General features: G+C 69.3%; 18 protein-coding genes. 12 read left to right on the top strand and 6 right to left on the bottom strand.

Features of this window, described 5'->3' with window-relative positions; translation table 11 throughout:
- Positions 1-65 precede the first annotated feature (65 nt).
- Complete coding sequence (locus AB0N89_RS09700; RefSeq protein WP_364202349.1) at positions 66-629, top strand: helix-turn-helix domain-containing protein; 564 nt, start codon at positions 66-68, stop codon at positions 627-629.
- Positions 626-1870: an MFS transporter gene (locus AB0N89_RS09695; RefSeq protein WP_364202347.1), complete on the top strand. Its 1245-nt coding sequence runs from the start codon at positions 626-628 to the stop codon at positions 1868-1870. Before AB0N89_RS09700 ends, AB0N89_RS09695 begins: the two co-directional genes overlap by 4 nt.
- Positions 1871-1885: 15 nt before the next feature.
- Here AB0N89_RS09695 and glp read toward each other — a convergent pair whose 3' ends face one another.
- A complete protein-coding gene (gene glp, locus AB0N89_RS09690) occupies positions 1886-3079 on the bottom strand; it encodes a gephyrin-like molybdotransferase Glp (protein ID WP_364202345.1) in 1194 nt (397 codons plus the stop codon).
- A gap of 76 nt (positions 3080-3155) precedes the next feature.
- On the opposite strand from glp, the gene AB0N89_RS09685 reads away from it, so the two are divergent.
- From AB0N89_RS09685 to groL, 5 genes are all read left to right on the top strand, one after another.
- The gene (locus AB0N89_RS09685) at positions 3156-3833 is read left to right on the top strand and encodes a TIGR00266 family protein (protein WP_364202342.1); all 678 of its coding nucleotides are present in this window, start codon (positions 3156-3158) and stop codon (positions 3831-3833) included.
- Positions 3834-3837: 4 nt separating this feature from the next.
- Positions 3838-4461 (top strand): AIM24 family protein, encoded by a 624-nt coding sequence (locus tag AB0N89_RS09680; protein WP_005164264.1) that lies wholly within the window; start codon positions 3838-3840, stop codon positions 4459-4461.
- 113 nt (positions 4462-4574) lie between these two features.
- On the top strand, positions 4575-4781 hold the full coding sequence (locus AB0N89_RS09675; protein ID WP_005164266.1) for a cold-shock protein: 207 nt from the start codon (positions 4575-4577) through the stop codon (positions 4779-4781).
- Positions 4782-4836: 55 nt separating this feature from the next.
- Positions 4837-6297 (top strand): serine/threonine-protein kinase, encoded by a 1461-nt coding sequence (locus AB0N89_RS09670; RefSeq protein ID WP_364202339.1) that lies wholly within the window; start codon positions 4837-4839, stop codon positions 6295-6297.
- A 263-nt stretch (positions 6298-6560) separates the two neighbouring features.
- Positions 6561-8189, top strand: a complete 1629-nt coding sequence (gene groL, locus AB0N89_RS09665; protein WP_005164277.1) for a chaperonin GroEL — start codon at positions 6561-6563, stop codon at positions 8187-8189.
- 241 nt (positions 8190-8430) lie between these two features.
- Here the strand turns inward: groL and AB0N89_RS09660 are convergent, their stop codons facing one another.
- Positions 8431-10110, bottom strand: coding sequence for a hypothetical protein (locus tag AB0N89_RS09660; RefSeq protein ID WP_364202336.1), 1680 nt, complete (start codon positions 10108-10110; stop codon positions 8431-8433).
- 137 nt (positions 10111-10247) lie between these two features.
- Positions 10248-10472: a PspC domain-containing protein gene (locus AB0N89_RS09655; RefSeq protein WP_007033414.1), complete on the bottom strand. Its 225-nt coding sequence runs from the start codon at positions 10470-10472 to the stop codon at positions 10248-10250.
- A 273-nt stretch (positions 10473-10745) separates the two neighbouring features.
- Here AB0N89_RS09655 and AB0N89_RS09650 point away from each other — a divergent pair, with 273 nt between their 5' ends.
- The 4 genes from AB0N89_RS09650 to AB0N89_RS09635 all read left to right on the top strand — a co-directional run bounded on the left by AB0N89_RS09650 (position 10746) and on the right by AB0N89_RS09635 (position 13692).
- A complete protein-coding gene (locus tag AB0N89_RS09650; RefSeq protein WP_364202333.1) occupies positions 10746-11156 on the top strand; it encodes a hypothetical protein in 411 nt (136 codons plus the stop codon).
- Positions 11156-11950, top strand: coding sequence for a transporter substrate-binding domain-containing protein (locus AB0N89_RS09645; RefSeq protein WP_364202330.1), 795 nt, complete (start codon positions 11156-11158; stop codon positions 11948-11950). Before AB0N89_RS09650 ends, AB0N89_RS09645 begins: the two co-directional genes overlap by 1 nt.
- 78 nt (positions 11951-12028) lie before the next feature.
- Positions 12029-12625, top strand: a complete 597-nt coding sequence (locus AB0N89_RS09640) for a hypothetical protein (RefSeq protein ID WP_364202327.1) — start codon at positions 12029-12031, stop codon at positions 12623-12625.
- 158 nt (positions 12626-12783) lie between these two features.
- Positions 12784-13692, top strand: coding sequence for a M23 family metallopeptidase (locus AB0N89_RS09635; RefSeq protein ID WP_364202324.1), 909 nt, complete (start codon positions 12784-12786; stop codon positions 13690-13692).
- Between the two features lie 61 nt (positions 13693-13753).
- Here the strand turns inward: AB0N89_RS09635 and AB0N89_RS09630 are convergent, their stop codons facing one another.
- Positions 13754-14698: an o-succinylbenzoate synthase gene (locus AB0N89_RS09630; RefSeq protein WP_364202321.1), complete on the bottom strand. Its 945-nt coding sequence runs from the start codon at positions 14696-14698 to the stop codon at positions 13754-13756.
- A gap of 57 nt (positions 14699-14755) precedes the next feature.
- Here AB0N89_RS09630 and AB0N89_RS09625 point away from each other — a divergent pair, with 57 nt between their 5' ends.
- Positions 14756-17584: a BTAD domain-containing putative transcriptional regulator gene (locus AB0N89_RS09625; protein WP_364202318.1), complete on the top strand. Its 2829-nt coding sequence runs from the start codon at positions 14756-14758 to the stop codon at positions 17582-17584.
- A 119-nt stretch (positions 17585-17703) separates the two neighbouring features.
- On the opposite strand, the gene AB0N89_RS09620 is transcribed toward AB0N89_RS09625, so the two are convergent.
- Positions 17704-18519 carry a DUF72 domain-containing protein gene (locus AB0N89_RS09620; protein ID WP_364202315.1) on the bottom strand — a complete coding sequence of 272 codons (816 nt, stop codon included), beginning with the start codon at positions 18517-18519 and terminating at the stop codon, positions 17704-17706.
- A gap of 49 nt (positions 18520-18568) precedes the next feature.
- A complete protein-coding gene (locus AB0N89_RS09615) occupies positions 18569-19324 on the bottom strand; it encodes a DUF4253 domain-containing protein (RefSeq protein WP_364202312.1) in 756 nt (251 codons plus the stop codon).
- Positions 19325-19681: the final 357 nt, after the last annotated feature.

Genomic DNA, 19681 nt, shown 5'->3' with positions numbered 1-19681 from the left:
ACCCGGATGGAGTAGCGCACAAGAAGACTTGTACAAGGGCTCTTGTGCAACTATCGTTGTGTGTCATGGCCGACCGAGATGTGCACGAAGTCCACGATTCGAAGGTGCTCGCCGCGATGTCGCACCCGCTGCGGCGCCGTCTGCTCGACGTCCTCCGCCTCGACGGCCCGTGCACGGCGTCCGTGCTCGCCGAGCGGACCGGGCAGGCGGTGGGGAACGTCAGTCACCACCTGAAGGTGCTGGCCGCCAGTGACCTGGTCGAAGAGGCGCCCGAGCTCGCCCGGGACCGGCGCGAGCGCTGGTGGCGCCGCGTGGGCTACGCGGTTTCCTGGTCGCCGTCGGACTTCCCCGACGACCCGGTCGCGGCCGCCGCCGAATCCCTCGCCCTCGAACGCCAGGTTTCCATGGCGCGCCAATGGTTCGCGGAACGCGAGAGCTATCCCGAGGAGTGGCATCGGGCCGCGTTCGCCACCGACAGCTGGGCGAAGATGTCCGTCGCCGAGCTGGCCGAGCTCGAACAGAAGGTCCACGAGCTGATCAAGTCCTACAGCGGCCGTGAGATCCCCGACGACGGCCAGGAACGCCGTCCCGTCTTCATCGCCACCCGAGCCGTCCCGGCCCGGCCGTGAGCGTCCGCGAACGCGGCGGGCTGCTGCGTTCCCGGGACTTCCGCCTGCTGTGGACCGGCGAGACGACCAGCGTGCTCGGCAGTTCCATCGCCGTCGTCGCGTTGCCGCTCGTCGCGGTGGTCACCCTGCAGGCGAGCACGTTCGCGGTCGGCCTGCTGACCGCGGCCGCCTGGCTGCCGTGGCTGCTGATCGGCCTGCCCGCCGGGGCCTGGGTCGACCGGTGGCCGAAACGGCCGATCATGCTGGCGTGCAACACCTTCTCGATGCTGGTGTTCCTGAGTGTCCCGATCGCCGCGTGGTCCGGCCTGCTCACGATGACCCAGCTGCTCGTCGTCGCGTTGGCGGGTGGCGTCGCGAAGGTCTTCTTCAACGTCGCCTACCGCGCGTACCTGCCTTCGCTGGTCGCCAAGGATCAGTTGCAGGAAGCCAACGAAAAGCTCCAGGGCAGCGAATCCGCGGCACAGATCGGCGGACCCGGCCTGGCCGGTCTCCTGGCGCAGGGTTTCGGCGCGGTCAGCGGAGTGCTCGCCGACGCCGTCAGTTTCGGGATTTCGGTGCTGTGCCTGCGATCCATCCGGCACCGCGAGCCCGAACGCCCGGCGAAGGCGCGTTCGCGGCTGCGGGACGAGATCCGCGACGGCCTCGCGTTCGTCGTCCACGACCCGTACTTGCGTGTCCTCGCGATCTTCGGCGCCGTCTCGAACGTCGCGCTCATGGGCTACCAGTCGATCGAGGTCGTGTTCCTCGTCCGCGATCTCGGCGTGGGAGAGGGAACCGCCGGACTCGTGCTCGCGCTCGTCGGCGCGGGCGGCATCTTCGGCGCCGCGTTGTCGGGCAAGCTCGCCGCGCGGATCGGCACCGCCCGCGCCTTCGTGCTCTGCGAGGGTTCCGGATCGCTGTTGATGGTGCTGGGCCCGCTGGCGAACGGCGGCTGGGGACTCGCGTTCTTCGTCGTCGCCGGATTCTCGATCAGCGCCGGGGTCGTTGGCTCGAACGTCCTCAACGCCACCTTCAAACAGCGCTACGTCCCGGCGGAGATGTTCGGCCGGGTCACCGCGAGCATGTCCATGCTGAGCCTCGGCGCGATCGCGCTCGGCGGCCTGCTCGGCGGGTTCCTCGGGGAGATCGCCGGCGTGCGGCAGACCCTGGCCCTGATGGCCGGGCTCGAGGTCGTCGCCGTCTTCGCCCTGCTGTTCACGCCGATCGGCCGCTGCCGCGACTTCCCGGCAGATCGCATTTAGCCCGCTAAACGCAGGTCAGAGCAGGAGAACGTCGACCTCGTCGCCTTGCTCGACCGAATCGACGTCCTCCGGCAGCACGATCAGGCAGTTCGCCTGCGTGAACGACGCCAGCAGATGCGATCCCGGCCCGCCGCGCGGTCCGACGATCCCGGTGACCTCCCCCTCGGAAGGCGTGTAGAAGCCCCGCCGGAACTGACGCCGTCCGGCGGGGGACTTCATCGCCTCGGTCAGCCGGGCCCGCACCTTCTGCCGGTCGACGCCCGTATGCCCCATCGCCGCGAGCAACGCCGGCCGCAGGAACGCTTCGAACGAGACGAGCACGCTCACCGGGTTGCCCGGCAGCGTCACCACCGGCACGCCGTTCCACCGCCCGCAGCCCTGCGGTCCGCCCGGCTGCATCGCGATCTTCCGGAACTCCACGCCCTGCCCGGTCAGCGCGTCCTTCACCACCTCGTACGCGCCCGCGCTGACCCCGCCCGAAGTCACCAGCAGGTCGACGTCCGCCAGCCGCGGCTCGATCACCGCGCGGAACTCGTCCACGTCGTCCACCACGCTGCGCACGACCTCGGCCTCGCCGCCGAGCGAGCGGATCGCGGACGCCAGCATGATGCTGTTCGACTCGTAGATCTGCCCGTGCCGCAAGGGTTCCGGCGCGTCGACGAGTTCGGTGCCGGTGGATACGACGAGCACCTTCAACGGCCTGAACACGGGGACCTCGGCGAGCCCGACGGCCGCCGCGAGCCCCAGCTGCGCCGGGCCCAGCACCGTCCCCGCCGAGAGCGCCACCGTGCCCTCGACGACGTCCTCGCCCCGGCGCCGGATGTGCGCGCCCAGGACGGCCGTCCTGAGAATCCGGACGTCCGTCACGCCGCCGTCCGTGTGCTCCACCATCACCACCGCGTCGGCGCCGGGCGGCAACGGGGCGCCGGTCATGATCCGGTGAGCGGTACCCGGCTCCAGCTTCGCGATCTCGACCCGGCCCGCGGGGATGTCGTCGGCGACCGGCAGCGTCACCGGCGTTTCCGCCACGTCTTCGGCGCGGACGGCGTACCCGTCCATCGCGGAGTTGTCGAACGGCGGCAGCGAAACCCCCGCGAGGACGTCCTCGGCCAGGACGAGCCCGGCGGCGGAAGCGAGCGGGAGGCGGAGGACAGGGGCGTTTCCGAGCAGGCCGGTGACGGTCTCACGGTGGGCGTCGACGGAGATCACGCGGACCATCCTCCCGCCTCGGGCCCCGCGTGCAACACTCTGCGCGTCACAACGAACCACCCGGGGAGAAGAAGACATGCAGGTTCAGATTCGTCACCAGCCGTCGTTCGCGGTGGCGAGGCTCATGCTCGCGCCCGGCGAACCGGCTCAGGTCGAGTCCGGCGCGATGATGGCGACGAGCTACGGCGTGCAGGTCCAATCCCAGGCGCAGGGCGGCATCATGAAGGGGCTCGGCCGCGCCTTCCTCTCCGGCGAGTCCTTCTTCATCTCCACCTACACCGCCCCGCAGAACGGCGGCTGGGTCGACGTCGCCGCGAACCTGCCGGGCGACATGCAGGTCATCAACCTTGACGGCCGCACCGGCTGGTGCGTCACCCGCGGCTCGTGGCTGGCCTCCTCCCACAGCGTGCAGACCGAGACAAAATGGGGCGGGCTCAAGAACCTCGTCGGCGGCGAGGGCGGCTTCCTGACCCACGCGACGGGACAGGGCCCGCTGGTCGTGGCCTGCTACGGCGCGCTGGAGACGGTCACCCTTCAGCAGGGCGAGGTGATCACCATCGACACCGGGCACGTCGTCGCGTTCGCCGACACCGTGCAGTACCAGATCCGCAAGGTCGCCACCGGCGTCATCCAGTCGATGAAGAGCGGCGAAGGACTCGTCTTCGACTTCGCCGGTCCGGGCCAGCTGCTCACCCAGACCCGCGACCCGTCGGCGCTGTCCGCCTGGGTGATCGCCCAGGTCCCCTCCCGCTGAGCGCATGCGCGTCCAGACGAGGCACACCCCGAACTTCGGGGTCGCACGCGTGCTGCTGTCCCCCGGCGAAGCCGTCCAGGCCGCCGGGGACACCATGCTGGCCAGCAGTTTCGGCATCACCGAAACCGTGCCCGCACGCGGCGGTTCCCGGGCGGGCAAGGCCGCCCCGTCGGTGTTCAACGCGCCGGAGGGCGGCGGCTGGATCGACTTCGCGCCGCTGACCGCCGGAGACGTCTACCCGCTGGAGTTCACCGGCGGTGCGGGCTGGTGCGTGAGCCGGGACGCGATCCTCGCCCGGCCCGCGACCATCCGGCAGGACCCCGGCTGGGCACCGCTGCAGAAGCTCTTCGGCGCCGACTCCGGTTTCCTGGAGCACTACAGCGGGAGCGGCCCGCTCGTGCTGGCCGCGCAAGGCCCGGTCGACGCCTTCGAGCTCACCGCGGGCGAACTCGTCACCGTGCGGCCGGATTTCCTGCTGGCGTATCCGGACACCGTGCAGTGCCGTCTCCGCGCTGTCGACCAGTCCGGTCCGCAGTCGGTCCGCACCGGCGAAGGGCTCGCGCTCGACTTCGCGGGCCCAGGACGCGTCCTCGTGCAAGCGCGCAATAGGCGGCTTTCTCGCGGGTGACCTTGGGACGAATTGAGCATTGCCGCCGCCGGTAATTCGGGTAGCGTGAGCTGCACTTCAAACGCCGTCCGGGGCAGACGAGGGCGGCGGGTCCCGTGCTGAGGGAGGGCGCCGTGGCAGTCGGCACCGTCAAGTGGTTCAACTCGGAAAAGGGCTACGGATTCATCGAATCCACCGAAGGGCCCGACGTCTTCGTCCACTACTCGGCCATTCAGGCCGACGGATTCCGGACGCTCGACGAGGGTGACCGCGTGGAATTCGAAGTCCAGTCCGGCCGTGACGGGCGGAGTCAGGCGGCGGACGTACGCAAGGTCTCGTAGAGAACTTCGGACGACCCCCGGCGGCCTCGGGAACTGGCGCGTTAGGCTGCGCTGCGTGACAGGCGATGAGTCGGGGGACCTGACCGGTCGCCGGCTGGGCAACTACCGCATCGACGGTGTGCTCGGCAAGGGCGGCATGAGCGTGACCTACAAGGCCACGGACGTGCGGCTCGGACGCAAGGTGGCACTGAAGGTCATCGGTGATCACCTCGGGGCCGACGCCGAGTTCCGCGAACGCTTCGTCGACGAGGCGCGGAACACGTCCGCGATCGACCATGCCAACGTCGTGCCCTTGTACGACTTCGGCGAGCTCGAAGGCATGCTCTACATCGCTATGCGGATGGTCGACGGCGGTGACCTCGCCGGGCTGATCTCCGGTGGGCCGATCGCGCCCTCTCGCGCCTTGAACATGCTCGACCAGGTCGCCGACGCGCTCGACACCCTGCACAACCGGGGTCTCGTGCACCTCGACGTCAAACCGGCGAACGTCCTGGTCACCAGCAAGGAGACCTCGCGCGAGCACGTCTACGTCGCCGACTTCGGCCTGACCCGGCGCGGCGCCACCGGGCACCGCACCCGCGGCGGCGACTTCCTCGGCTCGCCGACGTACGCGGCCCCCGAGCACCTGCGTGGCGAGCCGCTCGACGGCCGCACCGACCAGTACGCGCTCACCTGCGTCCTCTATGCCTGCCTGACCGGCAGCCCGCCCTTCAAGGGCGACGTGCAGACCGTCATCAAGGGGCACCTGAACGGCGAACCCCCGGCCATCTCGCGGATCGTCGGCCTCCCCGCCGGGATCGACGAGGTCGTCCGGAAGGGAATGGCGAAGAATCCCGCCGATCGCTACCCGAACTGTGTTGAGATGATCGCGGCCGCCAGGCGTGCCCTGGGACCGCTCGCGACTTCGAACGAGCCCCCGGGCCCGCCCGGACAGGCGGCGGCCGCGACCGTCCAGCAGGCGGTACCGCAGCAAGCGCCACGGCAGAACACGCCGCCACAGGGAGAGGGGGGCCCCGTGCACCCGTACGGAGGACAGCCCGGCTACGGCCAGCAGGGACCGGGACCGCAGGGTCCCCCGCCGCAAGGGCCGCCCCCGCAGGGTCCGCCGCCCGGTTACGGCCCCCCGCCGCAGCAGGGCGGGTTCCAGCAGGGTGGCTTCCAGCAAGGCCCGCCCCCGGGTTACGGCCCGCCGCCGCAGCAAGGCGGCTTCCAGCAGCAGGGCGGGTTCCAGCAGGGCCCGCCGCCCGGCTATGGCCCGCCGCCGCAGCAGGGCGGTTTCCAGCAGCAGCCCAAGAAGGGCGGCGGCGCCAAGTGGATCTGGATCATCGTCGGCGTCCTCGTGGTCGCGGGCGCGATCGTCGCGGCGATCTTCATCTTCGGTGACTCCAGCAGCGGAAACGGCCCGCAGACCACCGCGCCGAACATCCCGGTCGGCCCCGGCAACTCGGAGTCCCAGGCCCCGGGGTCGTCGGTGAAGCCTCCGCCCACGTCGATCTCGATCAAACCGAGCAACTGACCCGCCGGCCCGCTGACCTGGAGTTCTTGCACTCGACCCTGGAGAGTGCTAAACACGACATTGGCACTCGACGCCGTCGAGTGCCAGGCGGAGCGGTCACCGACCGCACGCCTGAAGGTCGGGACGGTGAGGCCGCACCCTGAGAAGGGTGGGTCGTCCGTCGCGGGCACCGAGCCTGGCCGAGGAAGAGTCCTGCCGCCGCGCTTCTGTGACATTCAAGACAGGGCGTGCGGCGGCGCCCAATACCGGAGGACCACACCGCAATGGCCAAACTGATCGCGTTCGACGAGGACGCCCGCCGCGGTCTTGAGCGCGGCTTGAACACCCTCGCCGAAGCCGTCAAGGTGACCCTCGGCCCGCGGGGCCGGAACGTCGTGCTCGAAAAGAAGTGGGGCGCGCCGACGATCACCAACGACGGTGTCTCCATCGCCAAGGAGATCGAGCTCGAGGACCCGTGGGAGAAGATCGGGGCCGAGCTCGTCAAGGAAGTTGCCAAGAAGACCGACGACGTCGCGGGTGACGGCACCACCACCGCCACCGTGCTCGCCCAGGCTCTCGTCCGCGAGGGTCTGCGCAACGTCGCCGCCGGGGCCGACCCCATCAGCCTGAAGCGCGGCATCGAGGCGGCCGTCGAGGCCATCACCGAGCAGCTGCACAAGGCCGCCGTCCAGATCGAGACCAAGGAGCAGATCGCCGCCACCGCGTCGATCTCCGCCGCGGACCGCACCATCGGCGAGCTCATCGCCGAGGCGCTGGACAAGGTCGGCAAGGAAGGCGTCGTCACCGTCGAGGAGAGCAACACCTTCGGGCTCGAGCTGGAGCTCACCGAGGGCATGCGCTTCGACAAGGGCTACATCTCCGGTTACTTCGTGACCGACCCGGAGCGTCAGGAAGCCGAGCTCGAGGACCCGTACGTCCTCCTCTTCGGTTCCAAGATCTCCACCGTCAAGGACGTCCTGCCGCTGCTGGAGAAGGTCATCCAGTCCGGCAAGCCGCTGCTGATCATCGCCGAGGACGTCGAGGGCGAGGCTCTGGCCACCCTGATCGTCAACAAGATGCGCGGCACCTTCAAGTCCGTCGCCGTCAAGGCCCCGGGCTTCGGTGACCGCCGCAAGGCGATCCTGCAGGACATCGCGATCCTGACCGGTGGCCAGGTCATCTCCGAGGACGTCGGCCTCAAGCTGGAGAACGCCGACCTTTCCCTGCTGGGCAAGGCGCGCAAGGCCGTCATCACCAAGGACGAGACCACCATCGTCGAGGGTGCGGGCGACGCCGACCAGATCCAGGGTCGCGTCAACCAGATCCGCGCCGAGATCGACAACTCGGACTCGGACTACGACCGCGAGAAGCTCCAGGAGCGTCTGGCGAAGCTGGCCGGCGGCGTGGCCGTCATCAAGGCCGGTGCCGCCACCGAGGTCGAGCTGAAGGAGCGCAAGCACCGCATCGAGGACGCGGTGCGCAACGCCAAGGCCGCCGTCGAAGAGGGCATCGTCGCCGGTGGTGGCGTCGCTCTCATCCAGGCCGCCGAGGCCGCCTTCGCCGGTCTGAAGCTCGAGGGCGACGAGGCCACTGGTGCCAACATCGTCAAGGTCGCCGTCGAGGCGCCGCTCAAGCAGATCGCGATCAACGCCGGCCTCGAAGGCGGCGTCGTGGCGGAGAAGGTCAAGTCCCTCCCGCAGGGCCACGGCCTCAACGCCGCCACCGGTGTCTACGAGGACCTGCTCGCCGCCGGCGTGCCGGACCCCACGAAGGTCACCCGCTCCGCGCTGCAGAACGCCGCTTCCATCGCGGCGCTGTTCCTGACCACCGAAGCCGTCGTGGCGGACAAGCCGGAGAAGGCCTCGGCCGCTCCCGCCGACCCGTCCGGTGGCATGGGCGGCATGGACTTCTGAGTTCGAGCCTGTAACACCGGAAAGCCCGGACGCGCCTCGCGCGTCCGGGCTTTTCCTATGTCGTGGGTGTTTCGGGACGTGTTCGGTGCCCGCTGCGACGCGCGCGTGTCGTCCCTTCAGTCACGCGAGTCGTCCATCGGCTGTGCCGTCCAGCCGGTCACACGAAACGGCCTGCCGCGCTGGGGTCGTGAGTGATAAGTGTCGTTAGAACGACCCAAAACACTCACGACCCCCGCCGGGCCTAGCCGTCTATCCGGTACTCGTCGCCGTCCTTCTGCCGGTCCTTCTCGTACGGATTGAGGGAGTTCGGCTCTTCGGGCTTCCGCGGTTCGAGGCCTCGCCGGTCGGTGCCCGCGGCCTCCTTGCCCGGGTCTTCCCGTTCCGTGGTCTCCGGGTTGGGGTCGATCCTGCCCCGGTTCTTGGCGATCCCCTCGTCCTTCCAGTCCTTGAGGAGTTCTTGGAGGATCGCCTTCTTTTCGGCGTCGGTGTTCGCGTAGGCCTCGGCGGCCTTCATGACCTGCTCGCCCGCCAGCAGGAACCGTGCGCAGGCGGTCCGCATGAACTGTTCGAGGGCGTCGCGGATCTCCAGTGTCGTGTCGTCACCCGTGCACGTCGCCCAGTCGCGGCCGGAGAGGTGCCGGTCGGCCGCGTCCGCCGTCATGAGTGTCCGCAGTTGCCCTGAATAGGATTCGGCCGCGTCGAAGCAGGCTTTCGCGATGTCCATGACGAACTTGAGATCGACCTCGAACCTTCGTTTTTCGGGCCTGCCCGTCGCGGAGTTCGCGGTGAGGTCGTAGAGCTCCAGGTTGAAGCTGTGCACCTCGGCGATCGCCCGCTGCAACTGGGTCACGTCCGCGGTGAAGTCCTGTTCGAGGGTGTCCAGCGCGACGTGCTGCTCGTGGAGCGAGGTGTCCAGCCCCTGCAAGATCTCCTGGAGGCTCATGGCGTTGCGTGTCTCGGTCATCTCCTGGGCGATGCCGCCGAGGTAGCCGAGCAGGCCGAGGGCGGTGCCGATCGGCGACATGACCTTGCCGACCTCTTTCGAAAGGCTCGTCACCACCCCGAGGGTCGATCGCACGCGATCGAGGGTGTCCATCTTGTCGCCCAGCTCGAAGGTCTTGACGGTGATCTTCTCGTCGAGTTTCGGGGTGGCCCAGTTCAGGCAGCGGATGATGTTGCGGCGGGTCGCCTCGATCGTCGCGGCACGGGTGGAGTACAGGGTCGACAGGCTGGCCAGGATGAGGGACTGGTTCTGCAGGGTCGGTGCCACGGAGGCGAAGAACCCGGCTTTGAAGGTCGCGGCGGCCAGCCCGGTCCACCCGGTGAACCACAGCTGTTCCTCACCGGTCCGGCCCGCCAGGTACTGGACGTTGTCGACGACCTCGCGTTTCCCGAGCAGGGCGGTCACGTTCTCTTTCGTGTCCTTGAAACCCAGGTTGCCCGCGATCTTGAGGTAGGTGTCGTGGGCGGCTTCGAGCTTCGCGAGGTCGGGGCCCTCCAACTGCGGGACGAACTTGGCGACTTCCTGCCGCCGGTTCCAGGCCAGCCGCTCGATCTGCGCCAGGTTCAGTTCGACATGGCACTCGATGTCGTTCCCGGTCTGCGGGTTGTGACCGTCGCAGTGGACCTCCCTGAAGCTGCCGTTCATGCCGTCCTCGACCCACGTGAGGAACCCGCAGAAGTCTTCGGAGCCCGACAGGTGTCCGTACGCCTCGGGGGGCCACTGCCATGCCCAGGACTCCGCCGAGCACGGAACGGCGGTCGAGAGCTTGGTCATGGCGTCGACGGCGTCTTCCATCCAGCGCTTGGTGAGTGCCTTGTGGAAGTCGTCCAGCGCTTCTTCCAGCATCCGCTTGTACTCGCTGAGGCTGAGGTACTTGGCCATGAAGGCCCCCGCTTCCACTCCCTGTGACAAAGTCACGGGAAGTGTAACGGCAGCGAGACGGTTCCGCGCCCGAAAAGCGAAAGGCCCGGACATCCCCCTGTCCGGGCCTTTCGTCCATCCCCCTGCCCCCTTGAGCGGACGCCGCGTCCCCTGCGCGCGGCGTCCGCCCTCGATCAGGATTCGCCCGGCTGTTCCGGAGTCAGGAGCCAAGCGGCGGCGTAGAGCGGGATCGCGAATCCGGCGGTGAAGAAGACGCCCGCCACGAGGGCGATGCGCAGGATCGCGGCGTCGACGCCGAGGTAGGCGGCCCAGCCGCCGGCGACGCCCGCGAGCATCTTGTCGGTCCGGCTGCGGTAGAGCTTCTTGGTGGCCTGAGGGGTGTACACGCTGTTCGTCATGGCTCAATGTTCGCCCGGGAGCGACCCTTGGCACATCGGGGAACGGCCCTGGGACGACCCTGGAATCCGACCCTGAGAGACCCGAAAACCGGATGACCGTCCGGTGTCGGATCCTGCGCTGCCAGGACGACCGGGACGAACTCGGCATCTGCGTCGAGCCGTCCAGCCACGTGATCGGCCTGAAGCGGTTCGAGCAGTGCATCTTCCGCACGCGGCCCGAAGGCGTCCGGTCCCGGCGACCTCGGCCTGACCGTCTACCTGCTGTCGTTGTTCGTGCCGGAGACCGAAATCGTGGCGATCGACGAGCTCGGCGCCGAACTGCGTGAGAACGCGCACCGGATCGTCGCGGGCCTGCGGGGCAAGGCAGGCAGGCCGGAGCTGATCGAGAAGTACGGCTTCGACACGAAGTTCGCCATGCACATGGTGCGCCTCGGCGTGCAGGGTGTGGAGCTGCTGGAGACCGGGCGGATCACGCTGCCGGTCCCCGAGCCGTGGCTGGGCCGGCTTCGTGACCTGCGGCAGGGCAAGAAGTCCCGCGACGAAGCGCTGGAGGCGGCCGAGTCCCTCGAACACCGGCTCGACGAGCTGGTGCGCGGAGCGTCGCCGCTGCCGGACGAGCCGGAAACCGGCTGGGTCGACGCTTGGCTCGTGCAGGCCTACCTCAGGGCGTGGAAGATGCCTTGATGACGATCAAGGCGAAAGCGGTCATCTTCGGGGTCGCGGTGCTGACCGTGCTGGGAATCGGTACGGCCAGTGCCGCGCCCGAAGGGCATGACGCGCGGAGCAGGCTCGACGTCGTCCAGGCGCGCGGCGAGATCCGCGTGTGCTCGACGGGGGACTACCGTCCGTTCACCCATCGCGACGCCGACGGCGTGTGGAGCGGGATCGACATCGAGCTCGCGGGCGATCTCGCCGGACGGCTCGGCGTCCGGCTCCAGCTGGTCCAGACCACCTGGAAGACGATCGCCGACGATGTCGGGCGGAAATGCGATCTGGCCATGGGTGGCGTGTCGGTGACCCTGGACCGGGCGAAGAAGGGTTTCTACACCACCCCCTATCTCCGGGACGGCAAGACGCCGATCACGTTGTGCGAGAACGAAAAACGATTCCAGACCCTGGAGCAGATCGATCAGCCGGGTGTCCGGGCGATCGTGAATCCGGGCGGTACCAACGAACAGTTCGCCGACGCCAACCTCAAGCGGGCGACCATCGTGCGGCATCCGGACAACACCACGATCTTCGCCGAGATCCTGGCGGGCCGCGCGGACCTGATGATCACCGACGCGACCGAAACCCGTTGGCAGGCAAAGCAGAACCCGCGGTTGTGCGCGGTGCATCCCGATCGGCCCTTCACTTTCTCGGAGAAGGCGTACCTGCTGCCGCGCGACGTCGTGTTCAAGGAATGGATCGACCAGTGGCTGCACCTCGCGCTGAACGACGGCACCTACGCGCGGATCGCGAAGCCGTGGCTCGGCTGAAATCGGTTTGAACCACTTTCGTTATCCGGCCGTATCTCCGGATGTGGGTGAGGAGGAACCAGACCGGAGGAACCACGGATGATGAACAGCGCCGGGAAACACCGCAAGCGGGCGACGATCGGCATCGCGTCCGTCCTCGGGGTGGCCGCGATCGCCGCGGCGATGTTCGCGATCAGCACTCCGGACGGGCAGGCCGCGGAAAGCTGCCAGGGACTGGACACCGCCCTCCGGAACAACCTCGATTTCATCGCGGGCCAGCAGGCGAAACCGGACGCTCTGTCCGAAGCGCGGATCGCGAACCGGCAGGCCGTCGTCGACCTCATCCAGCAGCGCCGCCAGACCGCCGGTTGCACCGAGGAAGTGCGGGCCGACGACGGGAAGAAGCAGCCCGCCGTCGTGACCGGGCAGCAGGCCGACGGCGGCAATGGCGAGGTCGTCTGCCAGGGCTCCACGGTGACGCTGTCCGGTGAGGGCGGCGCGCCCGCCGCGTCCAGCGGAGAGTTCCCCGCGGGCACCAAGCTGAAGGTGACGAACCTGGACAACGACAAGTCCACGACCGTCGAGGTCACCGGCACTTCCGGAAGCTGCGCGCTGCTGAACGACGCGGCCTTCGAACAGGTCCGCGAACCGGGGAAGTTCCTGATCCGCCGGGCCACCATCGAGCGGGTCGGCTGAGACACCCGCACCGGAACGGGGAAGGCGCGGACGGATCCGGTGCGGCGGCGACACGAGTCCTCCCGGTCCCCTCGGCCGGGAGGGCTCGTGGTCGTTTGTATCTCGCTTGTACGCCCTTTCGGGACGCTTCTCGCGAAACGCCGAGAAAGGACATTCCGATGAGACTCAGACGAGTGGTCACCGCGGCCGCCACCGCCTTGCTGGGCATGGCCGGGCTGGCGATCACCGCGACGTCGGCCGAAGCCGCCGTCGGGCCGCGTCCCAACTTCCAGCTTCCGTTCCCCTGCAACCAGGTGTGGAACGGCGACAACGACAACAGCAGCGCGCACAGGGCTTACGAAATCGACTTCAACCGCGGCAGCTCCGCGGGGGCGGACCTGGGCGACACCGTCGTCGCGGCGGCCGCCGGCAAGGTGGTCACCTCGGCGCATCAGGGGTCGGATAACGGCTTCGGCAACCTGGTGAAGATCGACCACGGTGGGGGATGGTCGACCTACTACGCGCATCTGAAGGTGCGTTCGGTCGCGGCCGGTGCGCAGGTCGCGCAGGGGCAGAAGATCGGCGAGGTCGGCAACACCTCCAAGCCGGGCAACAACATCAGCCCGCACCTGCACTACGAGGTCCGCACCAACGACTCCTCGTGGCCGAGCAACATCAAGCCCGTGTACTTCAACGGCGTGAAGTTCGGCTACCCCAACGCCAACGTGACCTCCAAGAACACCTGTGGCGGCAACGGGAATCCCAACCCGTACGACGCCGTCGAGGTGTGCGGCGACGGCTACAAGGTGATCGACTCGCAGGCGCTCGGCAGCGCCGCGACCACGTACCTGCTGTACAACAGCACGAACAAGAACAACTGCGTCACGACCATCAAGGCGACTTCGGTCGGTTCGGCCAGCGCGGTTTCGGCCTTCCTCGAAGTGGAAGGTTCAGCGAGGAAGACCGACTCCGGCAGCTTCGAGTACTACGCGGGCCCGGTGAGCGCGGCCGCCGGCGCGAAGTGCGTCAAGTGGGGCGGCTCGGCGGGATCCTCCAGCTACGAATCCCCGCTGGAGCACTGCGGCTGATCCGCTCTCGCGCGTGTCATGAGGGGTCCCCTTAGGACAAAAAGTGTCCTAAGGGGACCCCTCATGACATCCGGAGGTGGGCGCGCACGCGGGTGAAGCGGTCTTCCCAAGCGGTCCGGACGTCTGGAGCGGCGACGTGAGCGGCGAACAGGTCGGGCTCGGGGGCCTGCGGCGGAACCGGCAGTCGTCCGTCCACAGGGGACAGTGATTCGGTGCAGACATCCGCTGTCAGCAGAGACATCGTGCCCAGGCCGCACGCGAAGTCCAAAGTGGGCAGTGCGCCCGCGAGTGCCAGCCCGGCGGCGAGACCGACGCTCGTCTCGACGGCGGAGGAAACCACGCACGGCAGGCCGCAGGCTTCGGCGACTTCCAGCGCGCGCCGGACCCCGCCCAGCGGCGCGACCTTCAGCACGGCGATGTCGGCCGCGCCCGCCACGGCCACCTTGAGCGGGTCTTCGGCCCGGCGGATCGATTCGTCCGCGGCGATCCGCACGCCGACCCGGCGCCGGACGTCGGCCAGTTCCTCGATCGACGGGCACGGCTGCTCGACGTATTCGAGCCCGCCCGCCGCGAGGTCCAGTTCGCCGATGGCCTTGATCGCGGTGTCCACGTCCCAGGCCGTGTTCGCGTCGACCCGGACCGCGCCGCCGGGGCCGAGCGCCGCCCGCACCGCCTCCACCCGCGCGCAGTCGTCGGCGAGGCTGACCCGGGGGTCGGCGACCTTGACCTTCGCCGTCCGGCAGCCCGACGCGGCAACGAGCTCGTACGCCTTCTCCGGGGACACGACCGGGACGGTCGCGTTCACTTCGACGCTGTCCCGCACCGGCGACGGCCACCCGCGTTCGCTCGCCTCCAGCGCGGACGCGAGCCACGGCGCGCTTTCGGCGTCCGAGTAGTCGGAGAACGGGCAGAATTCGCCCCAGCCCGCTTCGCCGCGGATCAGCAGTCCCTCACGGACCGTGATGCCGCGGAACCGCGTGCGCAGGGGGATCGAGTAGACGTCCATCGACACCGATCATGCCACCGGCGGAATCACGTGCCGTTTCGCCCGATTGCGGACAGAATGAGCGGCGTGGCACTCGACTTTCGCGTGCTGGGACCCACCGAGGTCACGGCGGACGGGCTGCCGGTGCCCTTGGGCGGCAGCAGGCCGCTCATCGTGCTGGCCGGTCTGCTGCTGCGCGCGAACAAGGTCGTGTCGGTCGAGGAGCTGGGCCGCTGGCTGTGGCCGGATGACCGGCGTCGTTCCAAGGGCGCCCTGCAGACCTACGTCCTGCGGGTCCGCCGCGCGCTCGGCGACGAGGTCGCCCTCCGCACCGAACGCGGCGGTTACCTGCTCGAACTCGACGAGAGCCTGCTCGACCTCGCCCGTTTCCGCGCGCTCGCCGCGGCGGGGGTGGAGGCCGCGGCGGACGGCGACCTGCGCCAGGCGGCCGGCCGGTTCGCCGCCGCGCTGGCCGAATGGCGTGGCCCGGCACTGCAGAACGTCCATTCCGAGGCGCTGCTTCGGGACGAAGCCGACCAGCTCGGCGAAGAGCGCCTACGCGTCCGCGAACAGTGGGCGGACGCGCTCATCGCCCTCGGCGACCACGCCACCGTCATCCCCGAGCTGACCAGGCTGTGCCGCGAGAACCCGCTTCGGGAGCGGCTGCACGAGCAGCTCATGCTCGCGCTCTATAGATCCGGCAGGCAGGCCGAGGCGTTGACCGTCTACCGCCGGATCGGCGCGGTGCTGGCCGAAGAACTCGGCCTGGACCCCGGAGCCTCGTTGCAGCGGGCGCACCAGGCGATCCTGACCGGCGAGGAATCCGTCGAGACCACATTGGACTCCGAGCTGACGCGGTACCGGCTCGGCACCGAACCGCTGATCCCGCGTCAGCTTCCCGCCGACCTCCGGGTGTTCTCCGGCCGTCAGCGCGACCTCAAGGCATTGCACGGGCTCGTCCCGGAAGCGCTGGACACTGAGCGGTCGACGTCCATCGCGTCGATCGAGGGCATGGGCGGCATCGGCAAGACGACCCTCGCCGTCCATTTCGCGCACGAGGTCGGCGAACGCTTCCCCGGCGGGCAGGTGTACCTCAACCTGCGCGGATACGGTCCGGGCGAACCTGTCGAAGCCGCCGCCGCGCTCGAGACCATGCTCGTTTCCGTCGGCGTCCCCGCCGACCGGATCCCCGACGACGTCGACGGGCGCGCGGCCACCTGGCGCAGCCACAGCGCCGGCCGCCGGATGCTGATCCTGCTCGACAACGCCGCGAGCACGGAGCAGATCCGGCCGCTGCTGCCCGGCCCCGGCTGTCTGGTGCTGGTGACCAGCCGGTGGCAGCTCCAGGCGCTCGTGGCGACCCACGGCGCGCGGCGGGTGGCGCTGGAGGAGCTGCCGGAAGAGGACGCGATCGCGCTCGTCGCTTCGACGATCGGGCTGGACCGGGTCACCGAGGATCCCGAGGCCACCGAGCGGTTCGTCCGGTACTGCGGCGGGCTGCCGCTGGCCATCCGGATCCTCGCGGTGCGGGCGGCGCAGTTCCCGGACCTCTCGCTGCGGGAGTTCGTCCGGCTACTGGAAGCCGAACAGGACAGGCTGGATTCGTTCGACCTCGCCGACGGCGACGAGACGAACATCCGAGCCGTCTTCTCGTACTCGTACCGGGCGCTCGACGACCGGGCCGCGCGGATGCTGCGGCTGCTCGGGTTGCCCACCGGCGGCGACTTCAGCGTGCCCGCGGCCGCGGCGGTGGCCGGGGTCGACATCGCCGAAGCACATGCGGACCTGGCGAAACTGGCCTCCGCGCATCTGATCGCGCGGTCCAGGCCGGGCCGGTACCAGTTCCACGACCTCATCCGCGCGTACGCGGCGGAACTCTCGGCGAAGGTCGACGGGCCCGAGGAACGGACGGCGGTGCTGGACAGGCTGCTCCACGCGTCGCTCGCGTCCGCGCTGAACGCGTCGAGGCTCTTGCGTTCGGACCGGCACTACCGGCTCGTCGAGCCGGAGCGGTTCGACGGCGCGGGACTGAAGTTCGGGCACTACGAACAGGCCTTGGACTGGTTCGACGAGGAGGCGGGAAACCTCATCGCCGCGGTGAACGCCGCCTACCGGGAGCGGCGGTACCGGGAGTGCTGGCAGCTGGCGTGGCTGCTCCAGTCGTACTTCATCGTGCGGGCCCGGTTGGAGGACTGGCGTTCGGTGTTCGGCGTCGCGCTCCGCGCGGCTCGCGACCTGGGGGACCGCCCGGGCGAGGCCGCCATCCTCAGCGGGCTCGGGGTGGCCTGCGGGGTCGCCCGCCAGTACGCGGACAGCATCGTCTACCTCGAGCAGGTCGTCGAACTGCAGCGGCAGGTCGGGGACCGGCAGGGCGAGGCGCGGGCGCTCTACAACCTCACCCTGGCCAGCCAGGATCCCGACACGGGCTGGGAGTACGGGACGCGCGCGCTGCAGCTCATCCGGGAGTCGAACGTCGGCGCGGGCATGGAGGCCAGCGCGTTGCAGGCCCTCGGCGACATCTGCACCCAGGCCGGCCGCTTCGAGCAGGCGCTCGACTTCGCCGACCAGGCGCTGGCGCTGGAGGCGCACGCGCTCCCCGACGAAGCCCGCTTCACCTTGCACACCAAGGGGACCGCGCTGGTCGGCCTCGGCCGTCACGACGAGGGCATCGCCTGCTTGAAGCGGGCCGTCGAGATGTTCTTCGCCCACGGCGAGCTCTACGAGGCGGCCGACGTGCTGGCCCAGCTAGGTGGACTCCATCTGCGGTTCGGCGATCCCTCGTCGGCGCGGGACTGCTGGCTGCGTTCGGTGCGGGTGCTGACCGAGCTCGCGCATCCGGACGCCGAGGACGTCCGGACGAAGCTCGCCTCGCTCGTCGGCGAAACGGTCAAAGCCGATCAGGGGTGAGGGAGGCACGGGCGCCCGGCGTGCCGACCCCCAGTCGCAGCACGCGAGTACGCCCGTGACCTCGCGCGCTACTTAACAGGACACCGCTCACTGTGCGCTGACTGCGCAGCTCGCGCGGCTCACGCCAGGAGTTTCGCGAGCGCGATCGCGTTCTTCGGGGCCTCGCCCTCGACGTCGTTGTCGAAGTAGACGTACGTGTCGCGATGCCAGCCTTCGATCTTGCGGGCCCACCGTTCGAGCGCCTTGTCGCTGTATCCGCTGACGTACAGCTCCTCCGCGCCGTGCAGGCGGACGTAGGCGAAGTCTTCGCTCGTCATCTCGTCGACGAACGGGAACTTCCCGGCGGTGTCGGCGACCACGAGCGCGATGTCGTGCTCGCGGAACAGCGCGAGGCTTTCGGGTTCGGCGAAGCTCGGATGCCGTACTTCGACGGCGTGCCGGAGCTTCCGGCGAGGCTTCGGGTCGGTGTGCGGTTCGGCCTTCAGCTTGTCGTCGTGCCCGCCCGCGAGCTCGGCGGCGGCGTGCCTGGTGCGCCGAAGAAGCTCGAAGAACGCCTCGACGCGCTCGGCGTCGAACGCGAGCCGCGGCGGCAGCTGCCAGAGGATCGGCCCCAGTTTCCGGCCGAGCGCCAGCACTCCGGAGGCGAAGAAGTTCGCCAGCGGCGTCCCGACGTCGCGCAGTCGTTTCTGATGCGTGATGAAACGGCCGCCCTTGACGGCGAAGACGAAGTCGTCCGGTGTCTCTTCGGCCCACGCCCGGTATCGCCCGGGCCGCTGCAGGGAGTAGAACGAGCCGTTGAGCTCGGCCGAGTTCATCCGGCCCGCCAGGTACTCCAGCTCACGGCGCCGCACCAGCCCGCGGGGATAGAAGTCCCCGCGCCAGGACGGGTAGCGCCAGCCCGAAGTGCCGATCCTCAGCTCCGCGACGTCGATCACCGCCTTCCGCCGGCCTGATTCCCCCTCTCTTCCCGGCGCAAACGCCCGCTCACGCCCACGAGAACCGCCACCGGCGGGTCTGGACCAGGCTGGAGGCGAACTCGCGCAGATTGCCCGGCTGACCGGCGAACGACGGCAGGCAGAACGAACGGTGCTCGGCGGCGACGGTGAGCGCCCGGCCCTGGGTGCGCGGCGGCGCGGCCACCGACAGCTCCATCGAGTCGAAGCCCAGCACCGTGAGCGTGGCGCCGAAGCGGTCTTCCCAGCTGCGCAGGACCGCGGACAGCTCGTGGACCTGATCGGTCGCCTTGATCATGCCGGTCCAGCCGAGGATCGCCGGGATGTCCGCGGGCCGCTCGGTCTGCACCAGCGCGAGCCGGTGCTGTCCGCGCGCGGCCAGGATCGACCCGGTGTTGCCCGCCTCGGCCAGCGGATCCGCCCGGCGCGACGGACGCCGTGCGAGACCGGGGAATTTCGCGCCGAACGGGCGCAGGCAGGCGCCGTCGCAGCACGACGTGTCCCACCAGCGGGCCAGCACCTCGCCCGGGTCCACCGAGGAGATCCGGTGGTCGGCGGGGGCGAGCCTGCCGCGGTCGTCGATCCAGTCCTCGCCGTTGGCCGCGAACCGCTGGTCGTGCGGGATCAGCACCGGCCACAGCCCGGACCGGTCGAACTCGGCGACGCAGCCGGTGTAGCGCTCCGGCCTGGCCAGAGGCAGGTCGGAAACCCAGATCCGGCCGTGCCAGCGGCCGGGCGGCAAGGTCTGGACGGGCGGCGTACCCGGTCGGAACGGTGCGATCGTCATCGGCTTCCCCTCGAACTGGTGTTCGGTCAACTCTACCCGAACACTAGTTCGAAGCACCGACAGTTTTCGATACCCCGTTTGCGGGATCTCGAAGCGGTCGCCCCACTCGCCCCTGGTGTCACACTGGCCCCGGCAGCACCGTCCACAGTGGATGAACGGTGGTGTGAAGGGGACTTTCCCCTCATCGCACGAGCGGAAAGTCCCCTTCACCGCGGGCCTCGTGGTTCCTCGGGTGTCGGAGGCGCCGACACGTCGCGAAAGCCACTTTCGCGACGTCAGACGTCCCGAAAGTGGCTTTCGCGGCACGATCGCCGGGGGCCGCACAGGTCGAGTGGGTCGTGAGTGGCGATTCGGGTT

This window comes from Amycolatopsis sp. NPDC089917 (assembly GCF_040684635.1).
Lineage (GTDB): Bacteria > Actinomycetota > Actinomycetes > Mycobacteriales > Pseudonocardiaceae > Amycolatopsis.
This window is presented reverse-complemented; position numbering and strand designations above follow the sequence as displayed.

What these genes read in the sequence shown, in the direction of transcription:
- groL (WP_005164277.1), top strand. Translation starts at nt 6,561, where the DNA reads ATGGCCAAACTGATCGCGTTCGACGAGGACGCCCGCCGCGGTCTTGAG.
- AB0N89_RS09700 (WP_364202349.1), top strand. Translation starts at nt 66, where the DNA reads ATGGCCGACCGAGATGTGCACGAAGTCCACGATTCGAAGGTGCTCGCC.
- AB0N89_RS09615 (WP_364202312.1), bottom strand. Translation starts at nt 19,324, where the DNA reads ATGACGATCGCACCGTTCCGACCGGGTACGCCGCCCGTCCAGACCTTG.
- AB0N89_RS09640 (WP_364202327.1), top strand. Translation starts at nt 12,029, where the DNA reads ATGATGAACAGCGCCGGGAAACACCGCAAGCGGGCGACGATCGGCATC.
- AB0N89_RS09680 (WP_005164264.1), top strand. Translation starts at nt 3,838, where the DNA reads ATGCGCGTCCAGACGAGGCACACCCCGAACTTCGGGGTCGCACGCGTG.
- AB0N89_RS09630 (WP_364202321.1), bottom strand. Translation starts at nt 14,698, where the DNA reads ATGGACGTCTACTCGATCCCCCTGCGCACGCGGTTCCGCGGCATCACG.
- AB0N89_RS09645 (WP_364202330.1), top strand. Translation starts at nt 11,156, where the DNA reads ATGACGATCAAGGCGAAAGCGGTCATCTTCGGGGTCGCGGTGCTGACC.
- AB0N89_RS09635 (WP_364202324.1), top strand. Translation starts at nt 12,784, where the DNA reads ATGAGACTCAGACGAGTGGTCACCGCGGCCGCCACCGCCTTGCTGGGC.
- AB0N89_RS09655 (WP_007033414.1), bottom strand. Translation starts at nt 10,472, where the DNA reads ATGACGAACAGCGTGTACACCCCTCAGGCCACCAAGAAGCTCTACCGC.
- AB0N89_RS09625 (WP_364202318.1), top strand. Translation starts at nt 14,756, where the DNA reads ATGAGCGGCGTGGCACTCGACTTTCGCGTGCTGGGACCCACCGAGGTC.
- AB0N89_RS09685 (WP_364202342.1), top strand. Translation starts at nt 3,156, where the DNA reads ATGCAGGTTCAGATTCGTCACCAGCCGTCGTTCGCGGTGGCGAGGCTC.